The sequence below is a fragment of the Rhodoferax saidenbachensis genome, assembly GCF_031457975.1.
GTDB classification, from domain to species: domain Bacteria; phylum Pseudomonadota; class Gammaproteobacteria; order Burkholderiales; family Burkholderiaceae_C; genus Allorhodoferax; species Allorhodoferax saidenbachensis_A.
In genome coordinates this window covers 173,659-198,436 of sequence record NZ_JAVDXO010000005.1, presented here as the reverse complement: position 1 = coordinate 198,436, position 24,778 = coordinate 173,659, and the positions used below count along the sequence as shown (strand labels likewise).

General features: G+C 59.9%; 24 protein-coding genes. 13 read left to right on the top strand and 11 right to left on the bottom strand.

Annotation, left to right across the window (positions count from 1 at the left end; translation table 11 throughout):
* The first annotated feature begins 102 nt into the window (after nt 1–102).
* From J2X15_RS12690 to J2X15_RS12675, 4 genes are all read left to right on the top strand, one after another.
* A complete protein-coding gene (locus J2X15_RS12690) occupies nt 103–654 on the top strand; it encodes a DUF2569 domain-containing protein (protein ID WP_310343408.1) in 552 nt (183 codons plus the stop codon).
* Between the two features lie 100 nt (nt 655–754).
* Nucleotides 755–1,321, top strand: coding sequence for a YdeI/OmpD-associated family protein (locus J2X15_RS12685; protein WP_310343405.1), 567 nt, complete (start codon nt 755–757; stop codon nt 1,319–1,321).
* A gap of 138 nt (nt 1,322–1,459) precedes the next feature.
* Complete coding sequence (locus tag J2X15_RS12680) at nt 1,460–1,690, top strand: hypothetical protein (RefSeq protein WP_310343403.1); 231 nt, start codon at nt 1,460–1,462, stop codon at nt 1,688–1,690.
* A 154-nt stretch (nt 1,691–1,844) separates the two neighbouring features.
* Entirely contained in the window at nt 1,845–2,156 is a 312-nt protein-coding gene (locus J2X15_RS12675) for a YdeI/OmpD-associated family protein (RefSeq protein WP_310343401.1), read from the top strand.
* A 134-nt stretch (nt 2,157–2,290) separates the two neighbouring features.
* Here J2X15_RS12675 and J2X15_RS12670 read toward each other — a convergent pair whose 3' ends face one another.
* The 4 genes from J2X15_RS12670 to J2X15_RS12655 form a co-directional block, all read right to left on the bottom strand.
* Entirely contained in the window at nt 2,291–2,479 is a 189-nt protein-coding gene (locus tag J2X15_RS12670) for a VOC family protein (RefSeq protein ID WP_310343400.1), read from the bottom strand.
* 226 nt (nt 2,480–2,705) lie between these two features.
* Nucleotides 2,706–5,222 carry a hypothetical protein gene (locus tag J2X15_RS12665; protein ID WP_310343398.1) on the bottom strand — a complete coding sequence of 839 codons (2,517 nt, stop codon included), beginning with the start codon at nt 5,220–5,222 and terminating at the stop codon, nt 2,706–2,708.
* Nucleotides 5,219–7,969 carry a hypothetical protein gene (locus J2X15_RS12660; protein WP_310343396.1) on the bottom strand — a complete coding sequence of 917 codons (2,751 nt, stop codon included), beginning with the start codon at nt 7,967–7,969 and terminating at the stop codon, nt 5,219–5,221. Before J2X15_RS12660 ends, J2X15_RS12665 begins: the two co-directional genes overlap by 4 nt.
* A 126-nt stretch (nt 7,970–8,095) precedes the next feature.
* Nucleotides 8,096–9,919, bottom strand: coding sequence for a DEAD/DEAH box helicase (locus tag J2X15_RS12655; RefSeq protein WP_310343394.1), 1,824 nt, complete (start codon nt 9,917–9,919; stop codon nt 8,096–8,098).
* 205 nt (nt 9,920–10,124) lie between these two features.
* On the opposite strand from J2X15_RS12655, the gene J2X15_RS12650 reads away from it, so the two are divergent.
* Nucleotides 10,125–11,276, top strand: a complete 1,152-nt coding sequence (locus J2X15_RS12650) for a GGDEF domain-containing protein (RefSeq protein ID WP_310343391.1) — start codon at nt 10,125–10,127, stop codon at nt 11,274–11,276.
* 77 nt (nt 11,277–11,353) lie between these two features.
* Nucleotides 11,354–12,133 carry a substrate-binding periplasmic protein gene (locus J2X15_RS12645; protein ID WP_310343389.1) on the top strand — a complete coding sequence of 260 codons (780 nt, stop codon included), beginning with the start codon at nt 11,354–11,356 and terminating at the stop codon, nt 12,131–12,133.
* Between the two features lie 3 nt (nt 12,134–12,136).
* On the opposite strand, the gene J2X15_RS12640 is transcribed toward J2X15_RS12645, so the two are convergent.
* On the bottom strand, nt 12,137–13,720 hold the full coding sequence (locus tag J2X15_RS12640) for a methyl-accepting chemotaxis protein (RefSeq protein ID WP_310343388.1): 1,584 nt from the start codon (nt 13,718–13,720) through the stop codon (nt 12,137–12,139).
* A 281-nt stretch (nt 13,721–14,001) separates the two neighbouring features.
* Between J2X15_RS12640 and J2X15_RS12635 the strand changes: the two genes are divergently transcribed.
* The gene (locus J2X15_RS12635) at nt 14,002–14,784 is read left to right on the top strand and encodes a substrate-binding periplasmic protein (protein ID WP_310343387.1); all 783 of its coding nucleotides are present in this window, start codon (nt 14,002–14,004) and stop codon (nt 14,782–14,784) included.
* 32 nt (nt 14,785–14,816) lie between these two features.
* On the opposite strand, the gene J2X15_RS12630 is transcribed toward J2X15_RS12635, so the two are convergent.
* Both J2X15_RS12630 and J2X15_RS12625 read right to left on the bottom strand, forming a co-directional pair.
* A complete protein-coding gene (locus J2X15_RS12630; RefSeq protein WP_310343385.1) occupies nt 14,817–15,815 on the bottom strand; it encodes an NADP-dependent oxidoreductase in 999 nt (332 codons plus the stop codon).
* Between the two features lie 31 nt (nt 15,816–15,846).
* Nucleotides 15,847–16,551 carry an SDR family oxidoreductase gene (locus J2X15_RS12625; RefSeq protein WP_310343383.1) on the bottom strand — a complete coding sequence of 235 codons (705 nt, stop codon included), beginning with the start codon at nt 16,549–16,551 and terminating at the stop codon, nt 15,847–15,849.
* A gap of 97 nt (nt 16,552–16,648) precedes the next feature.
* Between J2X15_RS12625 and J2X15_RS12620 the strand changes: the two genes are divergently transcribed.
* Both J2X15_RS12620 and J2X15_RS12615 read left to right on the top strand, forming a co-directional pair.
* Complete coding sequence (locus J2X15_RS12620) at nt 16,649–17,215, top strand: TetR/AcrR family transcriptional regulator (protein ID WP_310343381.1); 567 nt, start codon at nt 16,649–16,651, stop codon at nt 17,213–17,215.
* 83 nt (nt 17,216–17,298) lie between these two features.
* Nucleotides 17,299–17,961: a substrate-binding periplasmic protein gene (locus tag J2X15_RS12615; protein ID WP_310343379.1), complete on the top strand. Its 663-nt coding sequence runs from the start codon at nt 17,299–17,301 to the stop codon at nt 17,959–17,961.
* A 131-nt stretch (nt 17,962–18,092) separates the two neighbouring features.
* Here the strand turns inward: J2X15_RS12615 and J2X15_RS12610 are convergent, their stop codons facing one another.
* A complete protein-coding gene (locus J2X15_RS12610; RefSeq protein ID WP_310343377.1) occupies nt 18,093–18,719 on the bottom strand; it encodes a hypothetical protein in 627 nt (208 codons plus the stop codon).
* 146 nt (nt 18,720–18,865) lie between these two features.
* Here J2X15_RS12610 and J2X15_RS12605 point away from each other — a divergent pair, with 146 nt between their 5' ends.
* Nucleotides 18,866–19,597: a GntR family transcriptional regulator gene (locus J2X15_RS12605; RefSeq protein WP_310343376.1), complete on the top strand. Its 732-nt coding sequence runs from the start codon at nt 18,866–18,868 to the stop codon at nt 19,595–19,597.
* Between the two features lie 19 nt (nt 19,598–19,616).
* Entirely contained in the window at nt 19,617–20,741 is a 1,125-nt protein-coding gene (gene nagA / locus J2X15_RS12600) for an N-acetylglucosamine-6-phosphate deacetylase (RefSeq protein WP_310343603.1), read from the top strand.
* Here the strand turns inward: nagA and J2X15_RS12595 are convergent.
* On the bottom strand, nt 20,738–21,277 hold the full coding sequence (locus J2X15_RS12595; RefSeq protein ID WP_310343374.1) for a sterol desaturase family protein: 540 nt from the start codon (nt 21,275–21,277) through the stop codon (nt 20,738–20,740). The genes nagA and J2X15_RS12595 overlap by 4 nt on opposite strands.
* Before the next feature lie 122 nt (nt 21,278–21,399).
* Here J2X15_RS12595 and J2X15_RS12590 point away from each other — a divergent pair, with 122 nt between their 5' ends.
* Together J2X15_RS12590 and J2X15_RS12585 are read left to right on the top strand one after the other, a co-directional pair.
* On the top strand, nt 21,400–21,846 hold the full coding sequence (locus J2X15_RS12590; protein ID WP_310343372.1) for a GyrI-like domain-containing protein: 447 nt from the start codon (nt 21,400–21,402) through the stop codon (nt 21,844–21,846).
* An 18-nt stretch (nt 21,847–21,864) separates the two neighbouring features.
* Nucleotides 21,865–22,581: an AraC family transcriptional regulator gene (locus J2X15_RS12585; RefSeq protein WP_310343370.1), complete on the top strand. Its 717-nt coding sequence runs from the start codon at nt 21,865–21,867 to the stop codon at nt 22,579–22,581.
* Between the two features lie 3 nt (nt 22,582–22,584).
* Here J2X15_RS12585 and J2X15_RS12580 read toward each other — a convergent pair whose 3' ends face one another.
* Together J2X15_RS12580 and J2X15_RS12575 are read right to left on the bottom strand one after the other, a co-directional pair.
* Nucleotides 22,585–24,063, bottom strand: coding sequence for an ATP-binding protein (locus tag J2X15_RS12580; RefSeq protein WP_310343368.1), 1,479 nt, complete (start codon nt 24,061–24,063; stop codon nt 22,585–22,587).
* Nucleotides 24,050–24,769 (bottom strand): response regulator, encoded by a 720-nt coding sequence (locus tag J2X15_RS12575; RefSeq protein ID WP_310343366.1) that lies wholly within the window; start codon nt 24,767–24,769, stop codon nt 24,050–24,052. The genes J2X15_RS12580 and J2X15_RS12575 overlap by 14 nt, the downstream gene beginning before the upstream one ends.
* Nucleotides 24,770–24,778: the final 9 nt, after the last annotated feature.

The following is a 24,778-nucleotide window of genomic DNA, read 5'->3' as shown; positions in this document are numbered from 1 at the left end:
TTTGGGGCGATCCCATATTGAAGCCAATGGTGCTGCTATTGCCAACGCAGTCGGGCTAATAATCACCAACCAAAAATCCAAGCAACTTCAGGGAGTACAAAAATGCAAGACACCAACCACCTCGACATCAATTTGGGCACCCAGCAACCCAGCGGATTGGGGGGCTGGTTGATACTGCCCAGCATGGGCCTGCTGGTGAGCCCGCTGCTCATGGCGAAATCAGTCTATGACGCCTACTCCCCCCTCATGAGTACGCAAACCCTGGCGCTGCTCGCCAATACACAACTGCCCAGCCATAACCCCAGACTGCTCCCCGTGGTGGGGTTGGAACTACTCGTCAACATTGCCTTCATCCTTTTCACGCTGACAATCATTCCCAAGTTTTTCAAAAAACAGGCCAGCGTCCCCACACTTATGGCGATTTGGTACGCAGTCCCAGTTGCCATACATGTCGTTGACATCGTCCTGACCGACTTCGCCGTCTCAAAAACTAGCGTAGACGCCCAACTGACGAGTGATGCCGTCAAAGCCGTCTTGATAGCTGCCGTCTGGATCCCCTACTTCATGCGATCCATACGGGTGAAGAACACCTTTGGACAGAATGCGTTTGGCAAAACATCCACTACTGCAAACAGCGCATCCGCACCGGCGTAAATGTCATCAACCAGCCCAAATCCTTTTGAGCCAAAAATAGGTTTTATAAGAGAAATTAGCCGCTAGCCCCCGTGGAATATGCGCGAGCAGCTATCAATTCATGAGCACCAAGGCACACCACACGTTTGAAACCCCCGAGCAGCTCCACGCCTGGCTGCGGGCCAACCACGCCAGCGAGTCTGAGCTGTGGGTGCGCATCTTCAAAAAAGCCACCGGCCAGCCCAGCGTGACGTGGGACGACTGCGTGCTGGCCGCCATCGCATGGGGCTGGATCGACGGGGTGCGCAACGCGCTGGACGACACCTCGTTTCTGCAACGCCTGACCCCACGCCGCGCGCGCTCCAACTGGTCGCAGAAAAACGTGCAGCACGCCGAGCGGCTGATAGCGCAAGGGAGCATGCAGCCCCCAGGCTTGGCGCATGTAGAGGCCGCGCGCAGCGACGGGCGCTGGGCCACCGCCTACGCCGGCAGCGCCACCATGGTGATGCCCGAAGACTTTTTGGCGGCCCTGCAACAAGACCCCGCTGCCCAGGCGTTCTACGCCACCCTGAAGCGGCAGCAGCTGTTCACCATCTACTACCGGCTCACCAGCGCCAAGCGGGCGGAAACGCGGGAGAAGCGGATGGTGGAGATATTGGCGAAGTTGGGGCGGGGGGAAAGCCCTTGACGTCGGCGGAACAAAAGACGCTTACGTTTCGCACATTTAGTTTGCAGTAGCTTTACCCGGGCAGGGTCATCACCTGCGCTGCGGCTGGCGTTGTACAGGGGCTTGAGGCAACTCGCCCCCACGACAAGGAACATCGCCATGAAATTCTCAACGATAGGCTGCATTGCAGTCGTGTGCACTGCGGCTTTTCTGGGAGGCTGTGTGGTCGCCCCCGTCGCTGTTGAACCCGCTTATGCAGCACCCCCCGGCGTGGTTTACGTCGCACCCACCTATGCCATGCCTGGGCCAGGCTATGCATGGGCGTACCACAGCCACTTCGGTTGGGGCTGGCGCCACCCCAGCTACGGCTGGCATCGCGGCTGGCGATAAGTTGCCGGGGCGTTTGGGGGTAATTGGCCTCTAGCCCCCGTGGAATATGCGCTGGCGGCTATTAATTTGTGAGCGACAAGGTACGCCACACGTTTGAAACGCCCGAGCAGCTCCATGCCTAGCTGTGGAAAAGCCACGTCAGCGAGACTGAGCTGTGCGTGCGCATCTTCAAAAAGGCACCGGCAAGCCCAGCGTGACCCGGGACGACTGCGTAGTGGCCGCCATCGCCGTGCGCGCTGACGGGCGCTGGGCCACCGCCTACGCCGGCAGCGCCACCATGGTGATCCCCGAAGACTTTTTGGCGGCGCTGCCACAAGACCCTGCGGCCCAGGCTTTCTACGCAACGCTGAAGCGGCAGCAGCTGTTCACCATTTACTACCGGCTTACCAGCGCCAAGCGCCCCGAAACCCGGCAGAAGCGTATGGCAGAGCTATTGGCAAAGTTGGCGCGTTGCGAGAGTCCTTGAAATTTGCCGCCAGCGAGAGGGACGCGCAAACGCTGGTTCTTGAGCCAAATTGGCTTGCAGCTCTCGTTGAATGTGCGCAAGAAGTTATTAAATAAGTAGCGTCAAGCCTTCGGTGGACGAATCCAACTTGAATCCTATGGAGCTGCCATTGTCGTGGGTAGCTGCCCGTCATTCAGCGGCTGAGTGATACCGAAACTACTCGCGGGGCTGCGGTAGAAGTGGCACTGCACCACGCCATTGTGGTCGATGATGCTGAGCGTCGCGTCGTAAGACTTTCTAGTAACTTCAAGGTCGCCGACATCTTGCATGACATGGCTGATCATGGTGTTTCTTTTTGTCGAATGCCTAGCTGCAATGTGTGGCCATTGTCACTGCGCGATATGCAATGTTGTGGCCGGGTGCGATCAGAACTGCACGGCACGCGATCACCGGTCTGCAAGACTGCTGTGTAAGCACAAAGAGTGGAAGATCGACGACCACTAGATAGTTTGCAATCGATCCACGCCGAGCTCATTTTTTTATCGAACCCACGGCCTGCGTAATATCGCCTTACAGGGCAGCATGAAATCGATACTGACGCCCACGTTCGTTTAGTGGTGCTAAGTAATTTAGTGCAGATTTGTCGCCAAGCCCTGTTGCTCTTAATGCCGCATAGAGTTGGTAAAACTCACTATTTAGATCACAAGCGAAAATGCCTGGATCATCAGATCCTAGCGAAACCATAATCTCGGGGTCATTGGCTATGAAGAATCCTGGGACTCTCATCCAACGCAGCGAATGATGCTCGGTATAGCTGTGATATTGGCTGATTCGAACGTTGCTGGACGGCAACGTTTCTATGACTACGCCTCTTTCACTTACCTTTGTCATTAACGATTGCTGAATTTTTATGAAGGTCGCTGAATTGAGGTGAGCGGCATCTACTTCCATAGTCTCTTCACCGCGAATCCAAAGCCCTTTGTCGCTAAGCCAATTCCAAAGTCGAACAACGTCTTGCTGATTGGTACTGATCGCAACGTGAACCAGCCGTGCTTCTTCCATCCAGATGTCACTGTGAGTTGCTGTTTCCCATCGCCACGAGGTCTCCTGCGCCTCCATAACATAGTGCGGATTGAGGTATCTGAAATTCATAGCGCGCTCCAACGCAGCGCAGCTGATGTCCGATCCAAAAATGTATCCTGCCAAGTCGGCAAGCTCGCACTCGATACGGTATGCCTCTGTAGTAGCATTTTCTGCATGCCTTAAGAGCCGCCATGTTGAAAGCAAGTCCAACATCCAGTCGGCCTTCTTTACGATCAGCTTTTCCGGCATGCGCTCAATCCACAATTGAGGAGAGATGCCCATGGCTGTACCGTGGCCGATTCGATCTCCGGAACGGAGGTCGAGGAGTTCCAGCGCATCCAGAATTTGACGCAAACCTGTTAGCAAATGAGGAAAATCTTCCCCTGCGTGATAGCTGCGTCTGGTTAGACCTGCGCGTTGGCAAATACGATAATAAGTTGCGAACACCTCGGGTGGAGTAAATAGCTCATTGCCAGCAGCATCAATCCCACACACCCATTTATGTAGAGCAGGCCATCGGCGTAGTGTTTCCAACAAAACATTCGTACGAAGTTCTAAGTCGCGATGTAGTTTATAAAAACGATAAGGCCCAGCCTTGCCTAGTGGATATGGACACCAAGACTTCTTGATGAAGTGGAAAACCAACGTTAAGCGATGATGCTGCCTAGAGTAGCGTGGGGTGAAGTCGGCGCTGGAGTCCAGTTGCGCGAGGAGACTGCTGAGAGATGCTGCCTTCGTACTAGAGGAATCTTTTGCAGAATAGGTTACGAGGTAGGTTAAATATCCGCTCAAAACCGCCTGAAGTAGTTTGCAGTTATCTTCGACCGTAGTTTTTGGCGCTATTCGACCTTCTAGGTAACCCAAACGACTGAAACTGTTCTCATGGCCATGCATGGCCGAAAATCGCTGAAAGAATTTTTCTTCTGTCGGTTCTCGCAATTTAGTAAACGTCATTTTTTGAAATTGATCGAACCCGAATTGCTCCTCGCTCTGAACCAGCAGACGGTAATACTGATTCTGTAATACCAAATAGCAATGCAGCATCCTATCTAGAGTCGAGCTACGTGCATCTTTCAATCGATTTAAAAGCACCGCCATCCAATCGATTTCATGATCAAGACAAGTGTCGTCGGAAAGTTGCCATCTACTATCACTGAGCGGTGGTGGAAATGGTGCTTTTCCTGACTCCAAATCACTGTAACCGGTTGGTAAATCTGCATCTGGGTCAATGTCATTAATCGCCGCTGCAATTAGCCATTGTCGCAATTGGGCGGCAACCCTTAGGCGTCTAAACAACTCAGCAGGATTAAGCGTCGGATCAACGGCATGGGCAAGCTCTCGAGTCTTGATTGCATCGTAGTCGCTCCCAATCTTCCATAGCTTTTCGAAGTCCTTCGTTTCTGTATGAGGACTACGCAACGCACGCAGCCAGCAGATCTCAGCGTGAGTACTCCCATTCAGGTGCAGGTGAGATTCGTGCAAACCCTCTCTCTCGATATAGTCCTCAATGATTGCATCTTGTGGGCTTAGCAACGGAGATGCCCGTCGAATAAGAGGCTGCGCTGGATACTCCCATTTTTCTAAGCCGTCCGTCATTCGCGCAATAACAGACGCTTGGATTGCTAGGCCACTAATGCGACTGAGAACAGTCTGATGCCAAGGTCCAAATTTTTCCAGTCGAACACTGAGTTTCCCATGTCTTGACTCCAAGAATTCGTCGGCCAGTGCATCTAAGACGGTAGTAGTCCATAACAACTTAGTTTGGCGCTCACCAATCTGTCTGGGATTGATAAGCCATAGCCAACTTTGGCCGAATACATGATCTGGGTATCTCGCTGCCCATGGCATATACGTGAGATAAACAGATTCACGCAATGCGTCTTCATCTAAAGCTCGGTTGAACTGAGTTGTCTTGATTAGCCCAAGTACTCTGTGGCTTGATAGCATCGTTGCACTGATGAGGCCATGAACGGTGCATGGACGTTCAGCCGTTGGGTTGTTCATTCAATTGCTTCCGAAGCTGGTGACTGTCCTGTTGCTTTCCCTTTCGGCCGGATGGTCTTTTTCTTGGATGCAGTTGATCCTATCGTTGCTGTTTGATCTGTGTTTAATTGCGAGTCTGTATCGAGGGTTCCTCCACTAGACTGGATTTTCTTGCCTACTGGCGTTGGTGAGCTCCCGGCAATTCGCACTTGCTCAATTAGTCCCCAAGTTTTTGGGTCGCACAACGAGTCTTCACTCAACCCAAATTGTTTAAGTTTTTCCAGCATGTGACCATAAACTTTGCTTCGACCACTGCGGCGCTGTGCCTGCAATAGACCGACGAACAATGGACAACTCGCTATCAGAAAAGTTAACGGCAAGTTGGCATCGGAGACTAAGTCGCTCTCAAATTTCTTCGCTACAACGACGGGTGCACTATTCGGATTCGTTCGCTCAACTTTCTTTGCGGGCACACTTTCGGCAGGTCGGCTATCAAGTAGGTGATGATCAAGCTCTTCTATAAGAAGTGCATTTACTATGCATAGCGCAAAAAGCTCCATCAAAGAGGCTGCCCCGATTTCCCCCCTTCGACTTTCGGAGACTTTTTCAAGGCTAAAGTAAATTCTCGTCCATACCTTTCCAATTAAAACTGCCGACGGTTTCAATTTGAGTCGCAATTCGCGTGTTTTTAGCAGCCATCTGGCTATGCTTTCACAAAGCGAAGTCAAAGAGTCTCCCGATTCAGTTTCCAGAGCACCTGCGTCGCTTGACTCATCAAACTCAGAGCCAGAATCTCCACCTTCCCAGTTTGGTCTGGATATTGTTGGAGTCTTCAACACCTTGGCTAACACTTCGCGAACGCGTTGAGGTAGTGAGTCAGGGTTATTGCTTATGTCTATTTGAAATAACCGATCCATCAACCCAAAAATGTTAAAGATGGAGGAGAATGTTCCAACGCCTTGACCAGAGGCATCAATAAGACTGAAGGCGAATGTTGGTGTCCTGTTAATTTGTGCAATGCATTCCTCAATTGCCTTCTTTGCACTCAATTCGGTTACGTTATCTCTCTTCTCCTTATTCAAACCAATTACACCGAAATAGACTACTGGTCGCTTAGGATTTGCTACGTAAGGTGCAGCAAGCACTGCGGTTGCATGCCAGGCCCAATTGAGTGCATCTTCTTTTCGACCAATGCCGATGTACTTTTTGTATTGCGCACGCAAAGTATTTTCTTTGATAGTCTCTTTTTCTATGTCCTTATTTTTACGATGCAGCACTTGGTTATAGACCGCCACACTTCCGGGACCACCAAACAGGTATTGAATAAATGCGCTTGGATTGTTTACACAAAAAGCGGCGACATCTGCTGAAAGTGTGGCGAAGCAGTTTCTCAACGCAGCGTCACTTGGCTGTGGACGCAAATAGGCCCCTGTATCAAGCTCGCCATCGCGTACTGTCAACTCAAATACCGCTTCTATTAGAGTGGGAAGCTCACGCGCACCCAATGCATCAACGTCGATGCCAAATTTATAGAGACTCCCAAGAGCCATGGCTCTTAGGCTCTCCCCCAGTGCCTCTGACAACGTACTGTCCCAATTCGAGTTGTCGCGACCTATTTCATCCGAAGAAGAAATATGCTTCGCACATCGAGACAAGACCTGAAGAACTGAACGCAGAGGTTGTTTAAGTAAAAACTCATAAAAAAGTACGATGTCCTTCCGGTCCTGAAGTCTCAACCCTCGGCGAATGAGTTCAAAAATCGCGCTCTCTATGCTTCTGGCGTTGCCCTTCCAGTCATCGCAGCTAAGTTCAAATCGCGGCATTTCCACATTAGCATCTGACCGGGGAAGAAGATTCCAAAGTGGACGGAGTTGAACTCTGCGTCGAATCGGAAAGAGCTTGAGCAAGTACTGATCCTCGAGATGGTCAACCATCTTGGTCCGCTGCGCATTGCGTTCACTATCCATTTCGCTGCGGCTAGCGCCCAGATCTTTGAAGAAGTTGTCACGAACCAATTGGGAATACAGCTCCATGTCGCCTGTGATCAGTACAACAAGTTTTGGTGTATCCAGGTACTTACGTATGCACTCCAATACTGTGTGAGCGTTTACAGCATTGGTGTCTGCGTCATCAAAAGCCAGAACAAGCGCTTCTACGTTCAAAATCTGGCAAGCGGCATCAACAAGTTTGTGAAGATTGTTTCTCAACTCGGTGCCGTGAGCTGCACGTTCTAGTCCCCAATCCAGATATAGCTCTGGGTCTAGATCTTTAAGCTGATCATTATCTGTGGCAAAGAGACTCAAGCCTCCTGCCATCCTTTTGAAATGAGTCCGAAATTCTCTAACGCGATCTTCCTCGTTCAAACATCGCTTGGCCGAGTCCTGTATCAAGCGTTTCAGATCTTTCAAAATTGGTAGCAAAATTACTTCGCTGCCCTCTATACGGCTAGGATCAATGTATGAAAGCTTTCCCAACTTGAGCGCACTGTCATCGGATAACGCGCTGTGTGCGGCTTGTAAAAACGTAGACTTCCCGGCGCCGCGCGTTCCGTCGATGAAATAGGCCAATCCGCTGCCCAATGGAAAGTTTTGTGCTGGTGGAAAACTTTTGGCTCGAGTCAAGTCTCGTGCTATTTCCGTTTTAAGTTTGTTGTAGCACTCCTGCTGAATGAGTTCACCTGAGCCAATATGCCGACTTGCATCGCTTTGATCAAGATTGATTTTGATCTTGTTCATCGATCCGATGTTGAGTAATTTTTCTGTGCTCATATATCTCCACTAAATAAGTTGGTTGTCTGAAAGAGTTTTCCTCCCCTCCGTCCCAAGGCTTCTCTCAAGTTGAGGGTATTCCAGTTGCAAGCGTGCGCTATCTTGAATCGCGTGTTTTATGGGTCTCTACGATGCATTGGATAGGCGATTTCCAAACCCGCCATCTCCACTCATCGTGAGAACCAACCTATGCGTCGCCCGCGTAGCCGCCACATAAAACACTCGCGCCGCTTCCTGCTCATCCTCCCCCGCCGCAGGCATATGCCCCACGCCGGGTAGCGCCACTACGGGAAACTCCAGGCCCTTGCTGACCTTCATGGTCATGATCTGGATGGCATTGGCGCGGGGGTTGAAGTCGCCCGCGCGCTTGCGCACGTTGAAGGGCAGCTTGCGTTGCTCCAGTGCCTTGGCGCACAGGTCCATGGTGAAGTAGTCGTGGCACAGGATGGCCATGTCGCCCCAGGCGTGGCCTTCTTGGTGGGCGTTGCCCATTTCATCGGCAATGGCAAAGGCTTCGTCGCGCAGGCTGGGCAGGCGGATGATGAGCGGGGCCTCGCCATCGCGCCCGCAGCTGATGGGCTTGAGCAGCGGGATGCCGTCATCGTCTTTGTCTTCCGCGGTCAGCAGGTCGGCCGCTACCAAGCTGGCGGTTTGCAATATCTGTTTGGTGTTGCGGTAGTTGATCTTCAGGATGGTGGTGCGGCCCTGCGCCTGGATGCCCACGCTCTTGAAGCTGAACTGTTTGTTGCGCGCGCGTTCGTAAATGCTTTGCGCATCGTCGTACAGCACCAGCAGGCTGTTGGTGTTCGGGTCCACCATTTGCGTCACCAGCTTCAGCCACTCGGGCGCGAAGTCGTGGCCTTCGTCAATCATCACCGCCTGGTACTGGCCGCTGGGGATTTGTTGGCGGTCCACGGCGGTAATCACGCGGTGCACCATGTCGTCCATCATGGCGGACACCTGCATTCGGCTGTCGGGCAGTGTTTGTCCATAGGCCACCAGTTGGTCGCGGCACCACCTATGAAAGTGGCGCACATGCACCCGGCCGCCCAGGCCCTTGGTGGTCATCACGCTGTGCAGCTTCACGCCCAGCGGCTCGTTAAAGCAGAGGATGAGAATGGGCTTGCTGCTGGCCGTGCTGGCCTGGGCTAGGTACTCCGCGCGGTAGCCCAAGATCATCGTCTTCCCCGAACCCGCCACGCCGTGGATGACGCGATGGCCTTCGCCCAGGCTGCGGGCCAGCTGCTCTTGCTGGATGTCCATCACCCGCATGATGTCGGGCAGGTCGGTGTCTGCATCGTTGTCGTCAAACAGCGCGCCCTGTTGCACGCGCACCTCGGGGAACATGATCCAGCGCACGCGGTCCAGCTGCGGCAGGCTCATCACGCCGCGCATCATGAAGGGGAACATGTCCCACAGCCGACTTTGCAGCGCCTCGGCGTCCACGCCTTCCAGCATCTCGTCTTTGCAGAGCACGCGGTGGGGCTCGATGGCGTGCTGCAGCTCGGCGTCTTCAAACTGCTTGCGGGTGATCTCGGTAAACACCACGCCGTAGCTCCAGGGGAAGGCCAGCTTGCCCGCGTGCGGGCCGTCGGGCTGCACCAGTTGGGCGTCGCGCTCCAGCGCTTTCACCACCTGGTGGGCGTATTGGCGCGCTTGCTCCAGCGGGTTGATCACCGTTTTGGGAATACCGTCGGGAATGATTTCCCAGTTTTGCTTGTCGGCCTGCTGGATGGTGCTGAGCTTCCAGTCCTTCACCTCCAGCACCAGAATTCCGCGGCGCGGGTGCACCACGCAAAAGTCCGGGTGGGTGTTGCGCGGGCCCATGGGCACGTCGTACCAAAGCAGGTAGTCGTCGTCGAGCTTGGCCTCCAGCCGTTCGGCTAGCCTGCGTTCGCCGCTGGTCATACGCGAAACGCACGAACCCAATGAAGGAATAAGCGTTGCCATTCCGGTTCACCCTCCCTGAGTGACTTGTATCTTTATGTAACCATAATGCCCGCAAAGTTGGCATGCGGCTAGGGGGTTTTGGCGGGTGTGGGTTTTTTACAAAAGAAATCGGCCCCTAGCCCCCGTGGAATGTGCGCCAACAGCTATCAAAACCATAGTAAGCAAGCTGGGCCAACCCAGCTGCCAGACGGAGTGAACAAGAACCATGCGTGAACGCGACGCTTTTCCCCAAGCCCTGCCCGGCGCCCCGCCCCCTGTGGCCAGCGGTGCGTTGGTGCGCGCCGACACGCTGGCGCTGCTGTTCGCGCAGTCGTTCTACGCCCCGCTCCAGAGCCTGGCGATTGGAGGCATCCTGTGCTGGACGCTGTGGGGGCGGGTGACTCCCATCAAATTGCTCACCTGGCTGGGGGTGCTGGCGGCCGCTACGGTGATGCGGCTGGCGCTGTACCTACTGTATTTCCGCGCCAAGCCGAAGGGGCAGGCGCTGCTGGCGTGGGAGCTGCCCTATGTGGTGACGCTGATGCTCTCTTTGCTGACCTGGGGTTTTGGCGTACTGTGGCTGATGCCGCCGGACGATGCTGCGGGGCAGTTCGCAATTCTGTTTATTCTGGTGGTGGTGGTGTGTGGCAGCATGGCAATCTATTCCGCGCACCGGGGCGTGACGCTCAGCGCCATGGTGGTGATGCTGGCGCCCAGCACGGTATGGCTGCTTTTTCAGCCTGGCCACATGGCGCTGGGCCTGGCGGTGTCGGCCACCACGCTGATGCTGGGGGCGCTGCGCAGTACCAAGGTGCTGTCTGACACCATGCAAAGCCAGCTGCGGCTGAGCTACGAGCTCAAGCAGGCCAACGCGATAGCCGACCGCATGGCCCGCACGGACGAGCTGACGGGCATTGCCAACCGCCGCTCGTTCATGGAGCTGGGCGAGCAAACCACGCGCCTGTGCCAGCGCCAGGCCAAGTCGCTAAGTGCGCTGCTGATCGATGCGGACCGTTTCAAGGAAATCAACGACACCCACGGCCACAGCGCGGGCGATGCGGTGCTGCAGCACCTGAGTGCGCTGCTGGTGCAGCAGTTTCGTGCGGCCGATGTGTGTGCCCGCATTGGCGGCGAAGAGTTTGCCGTGCTGCTGGCCGACACCGATGCCGCAGCGGCCACCGCCGTGGCCGAAAAGCTGCGCCAGGCCGTGGCCAGCACCCCCGTGCCCTGGCGTGGGCAGACGCTGCAGCTCACCGTGAGTGTGGGGGTGGCCACGCACAGCGGCAACCTGGACACGCTGCTGCACATGGCCGACACCGCCATGTACGAGGCCAAGGCCAGCGGCCGCAACCGCGTGGTCTGCCACCTAGACGCCTGAGGCCCCAGCCGCCTGGCCGGGAGGTGGCCTGTCATAGCGCATGGCTATACTTTGTCCAAAACTAAGTCGTTGGACGAATGAACTATTTCCTGCGTCTCGTTGTTTACGTGTTCGCGAGCTGCTTTGCACAGGTGGCACTAGCCTGTTCATTCAGCATTGTTTATAGCGATCAGGCGTCGCCACCCTATTACCTGGGAGACGGCGAGGCGATTCCCGCCAATCCCGGCATTACAGTGGAGCTGCTCACGCAGGCGGCGGCCAAGATGGGTTGCAAGATCGATTGGAAACGCCTGCCCAACCGCCGTGCCCTGCGTGAGCTGGAAAGCGGCGCGGTCCAGGCGATGATGCTGCTGTCGTACAGCCCCGAGCGTGCGGCCTACGCCGTCTACCCCATGCTGGGCGACGCGCCTGACCCGGCCTACAGCCTGGCCACGCTGAGCCACAGCGTGTATGTCAAAACCGGCTCCACCTTCAAATGGGAAAACCGGCAGTTCAGCCCGGCGCAGGCACTGGTGGGTGTGAATGCGGGATATTCGGCGGCGGACGAGGTTCGCAAACTGGGCCTCAGTGTGGAGGAGGCGACCAGCACGACCAACAACCTGCAGAAGCTGCTGATGGGACGTATTGCCGCCTATGTGGGGCAGGACCTGCAGGTGGACTTGGTCATCGAGGACAAACACCTGACGGGTGTGCAAAAGCTGCCGGTGCCGTTTTCGTCCAAAGACTACTACCTGCCGTTCTCCAAACAGTTCTTCGACAAATCCTCCGCCAGCGCCATCCAGCTGTGGAAGCACATTGCCGAAGTGCGCAAAGCCCAGGGCAAAGCACTGGCCAAGAAATACCTGGACCTGTACTAGCGCTTAGCCGTAGGCCAGCGCAGGGCGCTCGTCGGCGCCGCCCAGCTTGAAGGTGGACACCACGTGCACCAGGTCGTGCGCCTGGCTCTTGAGGCTGCTGGCCGCAGCGGCCATTTGCTCCACCAGCGCGGCGTTTTGCTGGGTGGCCTGGTCCATCTGCGTGACGGCATCGCCCACCTGACTGACACCGGCTGATTGCTCGCTGCTGGCGGCGCTGATCTCGCCCATGATGTCGGTCACGCGGCGGATGCTGGCCACCACCTCGGTCATGGTCGCACCGGCTTTGTCCACCAGTGCGCTGCCTTGTTCCACTCGCTCCACGCTGGTGTTGATCAGGGTCTTGATCTCCTTGGCAGCCTCGGCGCTGCGGCCGGCCAGGCTGCGCACCTCGCTGGCCACCACGGCAAAGCCGCGACCCTGCTCGCCTGCGCGGGCCGCTTCCACAGCCGCATTCAGCGCCAGGATGTTGGTCTGGAAGGCAATGCCGTCGATGACGCTGATGATGTCGCTGATCTTGCGGCTGCTCTCGTTGATGCCCTTCATCGTTTCCACCACCTGGCCCACTACGGCACCACCCTGCATGGCTATGGTGGACGCGCTGCTGGCCAGCTGGTTGGCCTGGCGGGCGTTGTCGGCATTGGCTTTCACGGTGGAGGACAGCTCTTCCATGCTGGCGGCCGTCTCTTCCAGCGCGCTGGCTTGTTGTTCGGTGCGGGCGCTCAGGTCGTGGTTGCCTTGGGCAATTTCGGAACTGGCGGTGGCCACGCCCTCGGAGCCCTGGCGCACGCGGCTCACCACGCTGCGCAGGCCGTTTTTCATGCTGTCCATGGCGCGCAGCAGCTGGGCCAACTCATCTCCACCGCTGGTGTTCACCTGCACGGTCAGGTCGCCCGCGGCCACAGCCTCGGCCAGGGTGACGCCCTGGGCCAGGGGCCGGGTGATGCTGCGCGTGATGGTGAAGGCCAGCACGATGGACACCACCACGGCCAGCGCAATGGTGCCGGTGACGGTGATGCGTGCATTGCGGGCCACCACCTGGGCGCTGGCCCAGCCCTCGGCCGCTATCTTGGAGTTGTCGTCGTTGATGGCGGTGATGTCGGCCAGCGCGGCGTTGAAGGCCACGGCGCTTTCTTTCTTGTACATCTCGATGGCGGGGGCCTTCCCGTCGGGGCCGCTGCGGATGGACGCGAGAATCTTCTCGTTGATGGCCAGCCAGGCGGCGCGGTGTTCTTGGAACTTGGCCATGGCCTGCTTCTCGGCGTCCGAGTCCATCAGCGCCAGCATCTTGGTCTCCAGCTCGGCCACCTTCTTTTTGCCGGTGGCCACGCGGGCTTCCTGGTCGTCAATTTCTTTGGGGGTTTCGGAGATCATCAGCCGGGCTTCGGCGCGGCGAATGTCGTTGATGTAGCCGCGCACCGCAGAGCTGACCTCTACGCCCGGCAAAAAGTTGGTGGCCAGGTCTTCGGTGTTTTTGGTCACCTTGCCCAGCTGCATGAGGGCCACCACGCCCAGGATGATGGTGAGAAGGGCGGCGACCACAAACGCAATGCTGAGTTTGACGCCGATTTTGATATTGGCCAGGGGCATGTTCAACTCCGATCAACTGGTGACAGACAGTGGGAGAAATGATACGGCAACGATATTTGCATGGTTTGCCTGCTTTGCGCAAACAGAAACTGCGCCCTTGGCCCCGCCGGTCGGCTACGGTTGGGAGCCAATTAGGTCCCTAGCCCCCGTGGAATATGCGCAAATAGCTATCAAAATCATAGTGGTTGTACGGCGTTTGCAACATGGCGCACCCCAGTGCGATACTTTGTCGGCGCGCAACTGTGTTTCGAAATTGGAGAATAGGTGTGACACACCCTGCAATGGTCCTGTCCATGCTGCGGGCTCTCTTGAGGCGTCTATTGGCTGTGTGCCTGCTGTTGCCCGTCTGCCAGTGCGGGGTGCAAGCCCTTGCCGCTGAACCCGCCGGCCCCTTGATCCTGGGGCTCGCCGCGGATCCCGCCACCTATGCCAACCGCTGGTCCAAGCTGGTTTTTCAGGAAGCATTTCGGCGTCTGGGGGTTGCGGTCCAGATCGTCAACTACCCCCTGGCGCGCCGCACCATGATGATGGATGCGGGAGAAATCGACATCGATGGGGGCCGTGTGCATGCCTACGGGGAAGCGCATCCCAACCTGGTTCGCGTGGAGGAGCCCTTTGTTGAATACAGCTTTGGCCTGTATACGGCCAATCCGGTGTTGCGCCTGCATTCGCTGGACGACATGCGCAAGTTCGATTGGCAGGTGGAATATCGGCGCGGGATCTTGTTTTGCGAGACGATATTGAAACCCTTGCTTCCTGTGGACCGGCTGTCGGACATCTCCAACGAAGAGCAGGGGATCAACAAGCTGTTGGCGGGGCGCACCGATCTGTATTGCGATCTGGATTACCCGGTGCGCGATGTATTGAGCGCACCGGGCTTCACGGGCGCGGCGCGGGTTCGCAGGGTCTTGGGCCTGGGCAGTATCCCGATCTACCTGTATATGCAGCGCAGGCATGCAGAGTTGGCGCAGCGTCTGGCGGAGACGTTCAAAAAGATGAAAGCCGAAGGGCTCATAGAGGCCTACCAGGCACGGGTGGCAGACGAGATGGGGCGGCCGCGATAAATGCTTGACAGCCCGCGCCCCTGGCCCGGCTGCTACACCATGCGCAGTACCACCTTGCCTTTGACCCGCCCGCTCTCCACATACGCCAGGGCCTCGGCGGCCGATTTGAAAGGAAAAACACGGTCCACCACTGGGCGCAGCACGCCGGCGTCGATCAGCGTGGCAATCTCGCGCAGCTGTTCGCCCTGGGCCCGCATGAACAAGAAGGAGTAGTCGACGCCGCGGCGGCGCGCCCGGCGGCGGATGCCGTAGCTCAGCAAGCGCATGACTTGCTGCAGGCCCCAGTTCAGGCCGGCCTCCTGTGCAAAGCGCAGGTCGGGTGGGCCCGAGATGGAGATGAGTTGGCCGCCTGGCTTCATCACAGTCAGGGATTTGCGCAGGGTTTGCGCGTCCAGGCTGTTGAGCACCACGTCGTAGTCCCGCAGCCGGGCTTCAAAGTCTTCCTGTTTGTAGTCGATGACGACGTCCGCCCCCAGTTGCTTCACCAGCGCGACATTGGCGGTGCTGGTGGTGGTGGCCACCTGCGCGCCCAAGTGCTTGGCGAGCTGGATGGCGAGGGTGCCCACGCCGCCCGAGCCTGCGTGGATGAAGACCTTTTGCCCGGGGCGCACCTGAGCCCGCTCCACCAGGGCCTGCCACGCGGTCAGCGCCACCAGGGGCAGGGAGGCGGCTTCCTCCATGCTGAGGGTCTTCGGTTTGAGCGCAATGTCGTCTTCGTGCACCGCAATGCGCTCGGCAAAGCTGCCAATGCGTTGCGCCGCAGGGCGCCCGTACACCGCGTCGCCCACCTGGAAACGCCGCACCTGGCTGCCCACCCGCAGCACCACGCCTGCAAATTCATTGCCCAGAATGAGGGGCAGCGCATACGGCAGCAGAAGTTTGAATTCGCCATCCCGGATCTTGGAGTCCAGCGGGTTGACGCCTGCCGCGTGTACCTGGACCAGGACGTCATGGTCGTGCAGCGTGGGTTCGGGCATGTCGCCCAGCTGCCCACTGCCCTTGCCGTAACGATCAACAATGAATGCTTGCATGGTGTGCTCCTGTGGGTGCGCTAGGGGCGCCTTAACCCGCTTGCCCCAAGTAGACACCAGGCTGGGCCGAAAGTCCCTGCTTCACGCCGCGGCTCAGCTCGTCGGCCAGCACTTCGTCTTGGCCTGCTTCCAGCGCGGCCAGGGTTTGGCGGGCCACGTCCAGCGGGGCGGCCTTGGGGCCGGGGGTGCCGCTGGCCATGTCGGTGTCCATAAAGCCCACATGCACGCCCACCACCTGTGTGCCCTGCGCATGCAGCTCGCCACGCAGCCCGTTGGTCAGCGACCAGGCGGCCGACTTGGACACGCTGTAGGTGGCCGCACCGGCAATGTTGAGCCAGCTGAGCACGGACAGCACGTTGACGATGGCGCCGCCGCCATTCGCCTTCAGGATGGGGGCAAACGCCTGGCTGAGCGCCAGGGGGCCAAAGACGTTGGTTTCCAGCTCGGCGCGCGCGGCGTCGGCGCTGCCGGCCGCCAGCAAGGGTGAGCCGCGGCTGATGCCGGCGTTGTTGATGAGCAGCGTCACGTCGGTGGCCAGTGCGGCGGCCGCGGCAATGTCGGCGGCGTTCGTCACGTCCAGTTGGATGGGCGTCACGCCCTGCAGGGTGATGCTGGCGGGGTCTCGCGCGGCGGCGTAAATCTTGGCGGCGCCAGCGGCCAGGAGCGCGTTGACAAAGGCCTGGCCCAGGCCACGGTTGGCGCCGGTGACGAGAACAACAGAGTTTTTGATTTGCATGGTGGATTCCTTGGGTTGGTTTTTTAAATGACGATCGTCATGATTGAATTATATGTCAATCATCATTTAAAATAGCAAGACCTAACGGAGAAAGACCATGAAAGTCACAAGGGAACAAGCCAACCAGAACCGCGACCGCGTGCTCGAAGTGGCGGGCCGTCTGTTCCGCGAACGCGGGTTTGACGGCATTGGCGTGGCTGATTTGATGAAGAGCGCGGGGCTGACGCACGGTGGTTTTTATGGCCAGTTCGCGTCCAAGGAAGAGCTGATGGCCGAGGCTTGCGAGCGCACTTTTGACAAGGCGGCAGACTTCTGGGCCCAGTTGGCCGAGCGTGCGGAGGGCAACCCGTTGGCCGCGGTGATGCAGGCCTACCTGAGTAAGCAGCACCGCGACAACCCCGGCGAAGGCTGCGTGATGGCCGCGTTGGGCGCCGACGCCGCGCGCCAGGGTCCCAGCCTGCGCCAGGCGGTGACGGGTGGTACCCGCAAGGTGCTCGACCTGTTCACCAACCTGGCACCGGGCCGCGCCAAGGCGCTGAAGCGCGAGCGCGCCGTGCTGGCCTACGCCAGCATGGTGGGCGCGCTCATCCTGGCGCGCGCGGTGGACGATGAGGCGCTGTCGGACGAGATATTGCAGACGGTGGTTGCGTCGTTGCCAGGCTGAGCGCGGCCCAAACCGCTTGACACCCGCCGCCCACGCGCAATACTGGGCACCAGTTGCGTGTTGCACGCAGCGGAGACAAAAACATGACACGTTGGACGCTCTGGGTGGTCGCTGCACTGGCGTTGGTGGGCGGCCCGGTGGCGGCGCAAAAACTGCGCGTGGCCTATTCCGACATCGAGGCCGCGCCGTACCAGATGGGCAACGGGTCCCGCATGGCCGACCCGCCCGGCGCCATCGTGGAGCTGGTCAACCTGGTGGCCAAAGAGATGGGGCTGGAGGTGGAGTACGAACGCGCGCCCCAGTTGCGCAGCTTTCGGCGCCTGCAAAACGGTGACATCGACGCGGCGTTTGCCTACTCCTATGCCGCCGACCGCCTGCCCTATGGCCGCTACCCCATGAAAGATGGCAAGCCCAACGAAGGCGCGCGGGTGTTCAGCCAGTCGTATGTGTTCTACCGGCTCAAGGGCTCGCCCTTCAGCTGGGACGGGCGCACGGTGTCGGGCCTGGGTGAGGGCACCATTGGGTTCAACTCCACGTTTTCCATAGGCGCCGAGCTGGTCCGCTGGGGCCTGAAGACCGAAGACGTCAAGACCACGGAGCAGAATTTTCAGAAACTGGTGATGGGGCGTATCGCGGCGTATGCCATGCAAGAGCAGGCGGCCGACAGCTACCTGGGCGCGCACCCCATGCACGATGTGGAGAAGAATCGATTCCGCTGGAGACCAAGGCCTACTACCTGCTGCTGAGCCACCAGTTTGTGGCCCAAGACCCGGAGCGGGCCGAACGCATCTGGGCCAGGCTGGCCAAGCTGCGGCAAGACAAGATGCCCGAGCTGCTGCGCAAATACGCCGTGCAGCCGTAACCGGGCGAGAGAGGGTCAGCCCAGGCCCAGCTGGCTTTTCACCACGGCCAGCACCGTGCCGCCTGCGGCCTTGGCGGCGTCTTTGGCAAAGCTCAGCGCAATGTCCTTGAATAGCTTTTTGCGCGCGGCGGCGTCTTTGGTGTCCTTGGCCTTGTCGTAGCCCGCGCGGAAAGCGGCCAGCTCTTTCTTGCCAAACAGCGACTCCAGCACCTGGAACAGCCCGTCGGCCGAGACGCGGATGATCTCGGTGCTAAAGGGGTGGTCAAAGATGTGCTGGTAGATCTTCAGCTGGCCCTGCAGCCAGTTTTTGGCCAGCGTGTCTTCGATGATGAGGCAGATCTTGTCGCCCTGCGGCTCCAGCGACGCATTGGCCAGCGCCGCCAGCAGACGCCCGGCGGCCTGGTCTTCCACGCGGCCGCCAAACTTCAACGCGGCTTCGTAGCGCAGCTTCTTCACTTTGGCCACGGGCGTCTTCAGGCGCTCGCTCACGGTCTGGTTGTTCAGCCGTGCCAGCGGGCCCGAGCCGTCCAGCCCGTGCTGATCTAGCAGGTGCATCACCAGCGCGTCAATGTCGGCCTTGGGCATGGAGCCCAGGCCGAGTTGCAAGTAGTGGTTGAGAAACTCGGTTTCAAACGTGGCCATGGCGATGCGGTCCAGGGGTGGGGGAGCGCAAACTCTATCAGATTGGCCTCTAGCCCCCGTAGTTATTGCGCCAGTAGCTATACAAAACATAGCGTTACATTTGTCTGGTATTGAAGTGGTACTATCAATAAAAACCACCCTTGCCCATGCCCGCCCTTCCTGCATCCTCCACCCCGCCGCCGGACGGCTCGCCGCTGTATCTGCAGTTGGCGCGCCAGCTGGAGAGCGACATCCGCGCGGGCACCTACCGGGTGGACCAGGCGCTGCCGTCAGAGCGGGTGCTGTCCGAGTCACTGGGTGTGTCGCGCATCACGGCGCGCAAAGCGATTGACGTGCTGGTGGACCAGGGCCTGGTGCTGCGCCGCCACGGCTCGGGCAACTTCATTGCGCCGCGGCTGGAGCAGCCGCTCTCCAAGCTGGCCAGTTTTTCGGAAGAGCTGCGCCAGCGCGGCTACCTGCCCAGCAGCAACTGGATCACGCGGGAGGTGGCCATTGCCAGCGTGGCCGAGCGTGAGGCCCTGGGCTTGGCACGCGGCGCCCGCGTGGCGCGGCTGGAGCGCCTGCGCCTGGCCGATGGCGTGCCCATGGCCTACGAGCGCAGCACCGTGCTGCTGAGTGCCTGCCCGCGCCCGCAGGACCTGGACGGCTCGCTCTACCTGCACTTGGCGCGCAGCGGGCTGGCGCCGGTGCGCGCGGTGCAGCACATCCGTGCCGTGAATGCCGAGGCCACCATGGCCTTGCCGCTGGGCATCGCCATTGGTGCGGCCCTGCTGTGGGTGAGCCGCACCGCCTATTTGCCCGATGGCGTGGCCGTGGAGCATACCCAGTCGTACTGCCGCAGCGACTACTACGACTTTGTGGCCGAACTGAAAACTTAAGGACACCGCCATGACCGCATTGCAGAGCCGCATCGAAGGCCACATCCTTACGCCCACGGGCTTTGTGTTGGGCGTACTCACACTGGATGCGCAGGGTCGCATTGCCGATATCAGTGGCACGCCCGTGGCCACGGCGGCGGTGCGCGACAGCGGCGCGCCCATTGTGCTGCCCGGCTTCATCGACCTGCATGTGCACGGTGGCGCGGGCCACGACATCATGGAGGGCGGCGACGCAGCCTTGCACGTGGCCACGCTGCACGCGCGCCACGGTACTACGTCGCTGCTGGCCACCACCATGACCGCGCCGCAGAGCGACCTGGACGCCGCCTTTGCCGCCATGGGGCCGCTGTGCAAACAGCGCGCGCCCAACGCCGCCCGCGTGCTGGGCGTGCACCTCGAAGGCCCCTACATCAGCGAGGCCCGGCTGGGCGCGCAGCCGCCGTTTGCACGCCCCGCCAGCTTTGACGAAATCCACCGCCTGCACGCCATGGCGCCCATCCGCCTGATCACGCTGGCACCCGAGGTGGGTGGCAACCATGCGCTGATTGCGCAGCTGGTGGCCGAGGGCTTCAAGGTGCAGCTGGGCCACACCACGGGCAGCTACGAGCAGGGCGTGGCCGCCATGCGCTGCGGTGCCACGGGATTCACGCACCTCTTCAACGCCATGTCGGCCCTGCACCACCGCGAGCCCGGCATGGTGGGCGCCGCGCTGGCGCACGCCGAGTTTGCTGAGGTCATCCCCGACCTGCTGCACGTGCACCCCGGTGCCATCCACACCGCACTGCGCGCCATTCCCAAGCTGTACTGCGTGACCGACTCCACGTCTGCCGCGGGCATGCCCGATGGCGACTACAAGCTGGGCCGCCACACGGTGACCAAGTGCATGGGCGGCGTGCGCCTGGCCGATGGCACGCTGGCCGGCTCGGTGCTCAGCATGGACCAGGCGCTGCGCAACCTGGTGGACACACTGGGGCTGGACCTGGCCGACGCGTCACGCCGCGTCTCCACCTATGCGGCTGACCACATGGGCTTGCAGGACCGTGGCCGTTTGGCAGCAGGCGCTTGGGGCGATGTGGTGGTACTGAACCGCGACCTGGCGTTGCAGGCGGTGCTGGTGGAAGGCCACGCGGTGCGGTTGAACTAGGAGCTGCGAAACACATGGTCCCACAGGCTGGTGGTCACGCCGAAATGCCGCGAATGGCCAAACTGGTGGTGTAACCCATGCAGCTGCTTTCGGCGCTTCATCCATTTGCTCGAAGAACGCCAGTGGTGGGCTGCATGGTGTGTCACAGAGTAGGTGATGTATCCCAGCAGCACACCCAGTGTGAGCGCGCTGGCAATCCAAAGGTTTGTCAACCACCAGGCGGGCAAAAACGCCAGCACCACAAACAGGGTGAGCGTCACAAAAGTTGGCGTGCCGATGTAGGCGCGGGGATGGAGGTGGTGCAGCTCATGCATCGCCCGAAACGGTGGCACCTGGTGCAGCACAAAGCGGTGCACGCCATACTCAATCAGGGTCCAGTACGCCAGCCCGCCCAATGCCCAGGCCACGAGCTCCCACCGCAATGCATGGGGCGCCGCAATACCCAGAAATGCCGCCAGCACTGCCACGCACGCGCAATAGATTACAAAGTCTGCAAAGTACGTGAATCGGCTATGTTCAATCGAAAACAGAGGCATAGGTCATTCTGGGAGGCCCCTGCCGACAGGGTCTGTGCGTTGCAACACATGGCAACTCCGCAAGAAATGTCTGCTCGGTGTTTTTAGACTGGCCCGGTGTTCCACCCTACCGGAGTCTCCCAATGAAAACCGAGCAACTGTCCCAGGCCATCCACGTCGTCGGCATCGAGCTGCGCACCACCAATCTGGAGGCCATGCAGACCATCCCCCCGCACTGGCAGCGCTTTGGCCAGGAGGAGGTGCTGGCCCACATTCCCGCCAAGCTGAACGCGGATGTGTATGCGGTCTACACGCACTTTGAAAATGCGGGCCTCAACAACACGGGCCTGTATTCGCTGGTGATTGGCGCCCCCGTACCGGCCAGTGCCGAGGTGCCTGCGGGTATGGTGCGGGTGGTCATTCCTGCGTCCCAACGCGCGGTGTTTGAGGTGGAGCCTGCCCGCTTTGATTTGGTGGGAGCCAAGTGGATGGAGATTTGGGGCCACACCGAGTTGGCAAAAACCTTCATTGCGGAGTACGAGCGCTACAGTGCCGATGGCAAGATTGCCATTTCCATCGGATTGCAATAACGAAAGCGCCGTACCCGCATGAACCGCAGCCACAGCTGGACCGACTACCAGGATCGCCTGAGCCGCGTGACCGCCTACATCCACGACCATCTGGCCGAGGATCTGGGCCTGGACCAGTTGGCGGAGGTGGCCCACCTGTCGCCCTACCACTGGCACCGCGTGTACCACGCACTGAATGGCGAAACCATTGCCGCCACCATACGCCGGCTGCGGCTGCACCGTGCATCTGGCTATCTGGCCAACACACAACTGCTAGTGGCGCAGGTGGCACGCAAGTGCGGCTACCCCAATGTGCAGTCGTTCACGCGTGCGTTTGGCGCCGCCTATGGCATGGGCCCCACGCAGTACCGCGCGCAGGGTGGTCATGTGGTGTTTCGCCAGGGGCTGGCGCAGGCTGCAGCGGCGGGTTACGCAGTGGACATTCGTTTTGTACCCGCCGTGCCCGAGGCGCAGCTGCGGTCCTGGGCGGGCTTGTCGGTGCCCGCGGATGCCAGCGCTGCCGCGCCGCTACAGCCGATGACGCTGGGCGGTTGCACCTGCGCCGTGCTGCGCCACCGCGGCCCCTACGCCACCATGGGTGCGGCCTACCAGTGGTTGTATGGGCAATGGCTGGTGCAGTCGGGCCACGCCGCGCTGGACCAGCCGGTATTTGAGGAATACCTGAACAACCCGCGCGACACGGCGCCGGCCGATTTGCTGACTGACATCTATTTGCCGTTGCAGGACTCAGCCTGAGGCTTAAGCGTCTTCCTGCGCAATCGCCGCCAGCAGCACCGTTACCACCAGCCCACCTTCCGCATGGTTGTGCAGGCGTATCTCGCCGCCATGCGCCTGGAAGATGTTGCGCGCAATGCCCAGGCCCAGGCCCGTGCCGGTGCGGTTTTGCTGTTGGCCGTGGGAAAGGCGCACATGGGGCTCAAACGCGGCGGACATGCTGGCCTGCGCAATGCCGGGCCCGAAGTCGCGCACCTCCACCAGTGCGCGTGTGCCCTGGCGGCTCAGGCGCACCTGCACGCGTTCGCCATACAGCACGGCGTTGTCCAGCAGGTTGCTGAAGGCGCGCTCCAAGGCGAGGGGCTTGCCCTGCACGCTGATGGGCTCGGCGGTACATTCAATCGATGCATCTGGATGGATGGGACGCTGTGCCAGCCGGGCCAGCAGTGTGTCCAGCCGCACGGGCATCAGGTTTTCGTGGATGTCGGTGTCCTTCACGCTTTGCAGCGCGGCTTTCACCATCACGTCCAGGTCGTCCAGGTCTTCGTGGAATTCGGCGCGCAGGGTTTCGTCGTCCAGCAGCTCGGTGCGCAGCTTGAGCCGCATGATGGGCGTCTTGAGGCCGTGCGAAATACCGAGGAACAACCGTTCGCGGTCCACCAGATAGCCCTGGATGCGGGCCTGCATTTCGTTGAAGGCACGGGCGGTGCGGCGCAGCTCGGCGGTGCCGGTCTCGGGCACGCTCTCGGGCGCGGTGTCGCTGCCAAAGGCGTTGGCGGCCGAGGCGATCTTGTTCAGCGGACGAATGAGCCCGCGCACCAGCAGCACGCTGAGCACCAGCACGGTGGCCAGGGTGACCAGCTGCAGCGCAATGCGGTCGGTGGTCAGCGGGTTGGCGTTGTCCAGAAAGTAGGGGTCGGGCATGGGCGCGGCCAGGTACAGCCAGCGCCCGGGCTCAAATTCGGCCTGGATGACGAGCACCGGTGCTGGCCGCGGGCGCAGCAGCAGTGTGGCCTCGACCCACGATTCGGGCAGGTCGCTGACCATGCGGCCGTCGTCCGACACCTGCAGGTTGTCGGGCCAGGCAAAGGCTACGTCCGGCGCCTGCGTGGCGTGCAGGTTGCGCACCAGGTCGTCACGCACCACATCCACCACAGCGTCCACCAGCGCGTTGTTCTTCAGCGGGGTGATGGGCACGCGGGCCTTGTTCACGTTCACAAAGAAGCGCGTACCGCCCATGGTGCGCAGTTGCTCGATGAGGATGGGGCGGAACTGCGGCGGCAGGTCGCGGAAGAAGCGCAGCGCGCCGGCCGCGTTGAGCGCTAGGTGTTTGCCGGCGCCCAGCGCCTCGGTGCGTGCGCTTTCGCGCAGCTGGCGCGCCCACAACAGCGTGCCTACCAGTTGCGCACTGATGACGCCCAAGGCCATGACCACCACGATGCGGCCCAGCAGGCTGTCGGGCAGGTAGCGGCGCGTCCAGCGGCGTCGGTCAGCTGTCGCCATGCTGGGTCACGTCGGCCGAGAACACATAGCCGCTGCCGCGCACGGTCTTGATGAGCACGGGCTGCTTGCCATCGTCATGCAGGCGCTGGCGCAGGCGGCTGATCTGCACGTCCAGCGAGCGGTCCAGCGGGCCCAGGTCGCGGCCACGGGTTTGTTCCATCAGGCGGCTGCGGTCCAGTGTTTCGCCTGCGTGCTCGGCAAAGAAGCGCAGCAGGTTGAAGTCCATGCTGGTCAGCACTACGGGCTCGCCCTGCGGGTCGGTCAGCACGCGCTCCACTACGTCCATGCTGAAGCCCGCAAAGCGCAGCGTACGCACCGGCGCGCCGGGAGCGCCCAGCTGCATGCGGCGGTGGATGGCCTTGATGCGGGCCAGCAGCTCGCGCGGGTTGTAGGGCTTGGCGATGTAGTCGTCGGCGCCCAGCTCCAGGCCGACGATGCGGTCGGTGTCATCCGCACTGGCGGTCAGCATGATGATAGGCACGGGCGACTGGCTGCGTACGCTGCGGCACAGCGTGAAGCCGTCGGTGTCGGGCAGCATCACATCGAGGATGACCAGGCTCAGCTCGTCCTTGAAGCGCTCGAACTCGGCGTTGAAGCTGGCGCCGTCGTGCGCCACACGCACCTCGTACTGGTGTTTCTCCAGGTAGGTCTTGAGCAGGTTGCGGGTTTTTTGGTCGTCGTCAACGACAAGCAGGGTGCGGTTCATGGCGTGTCG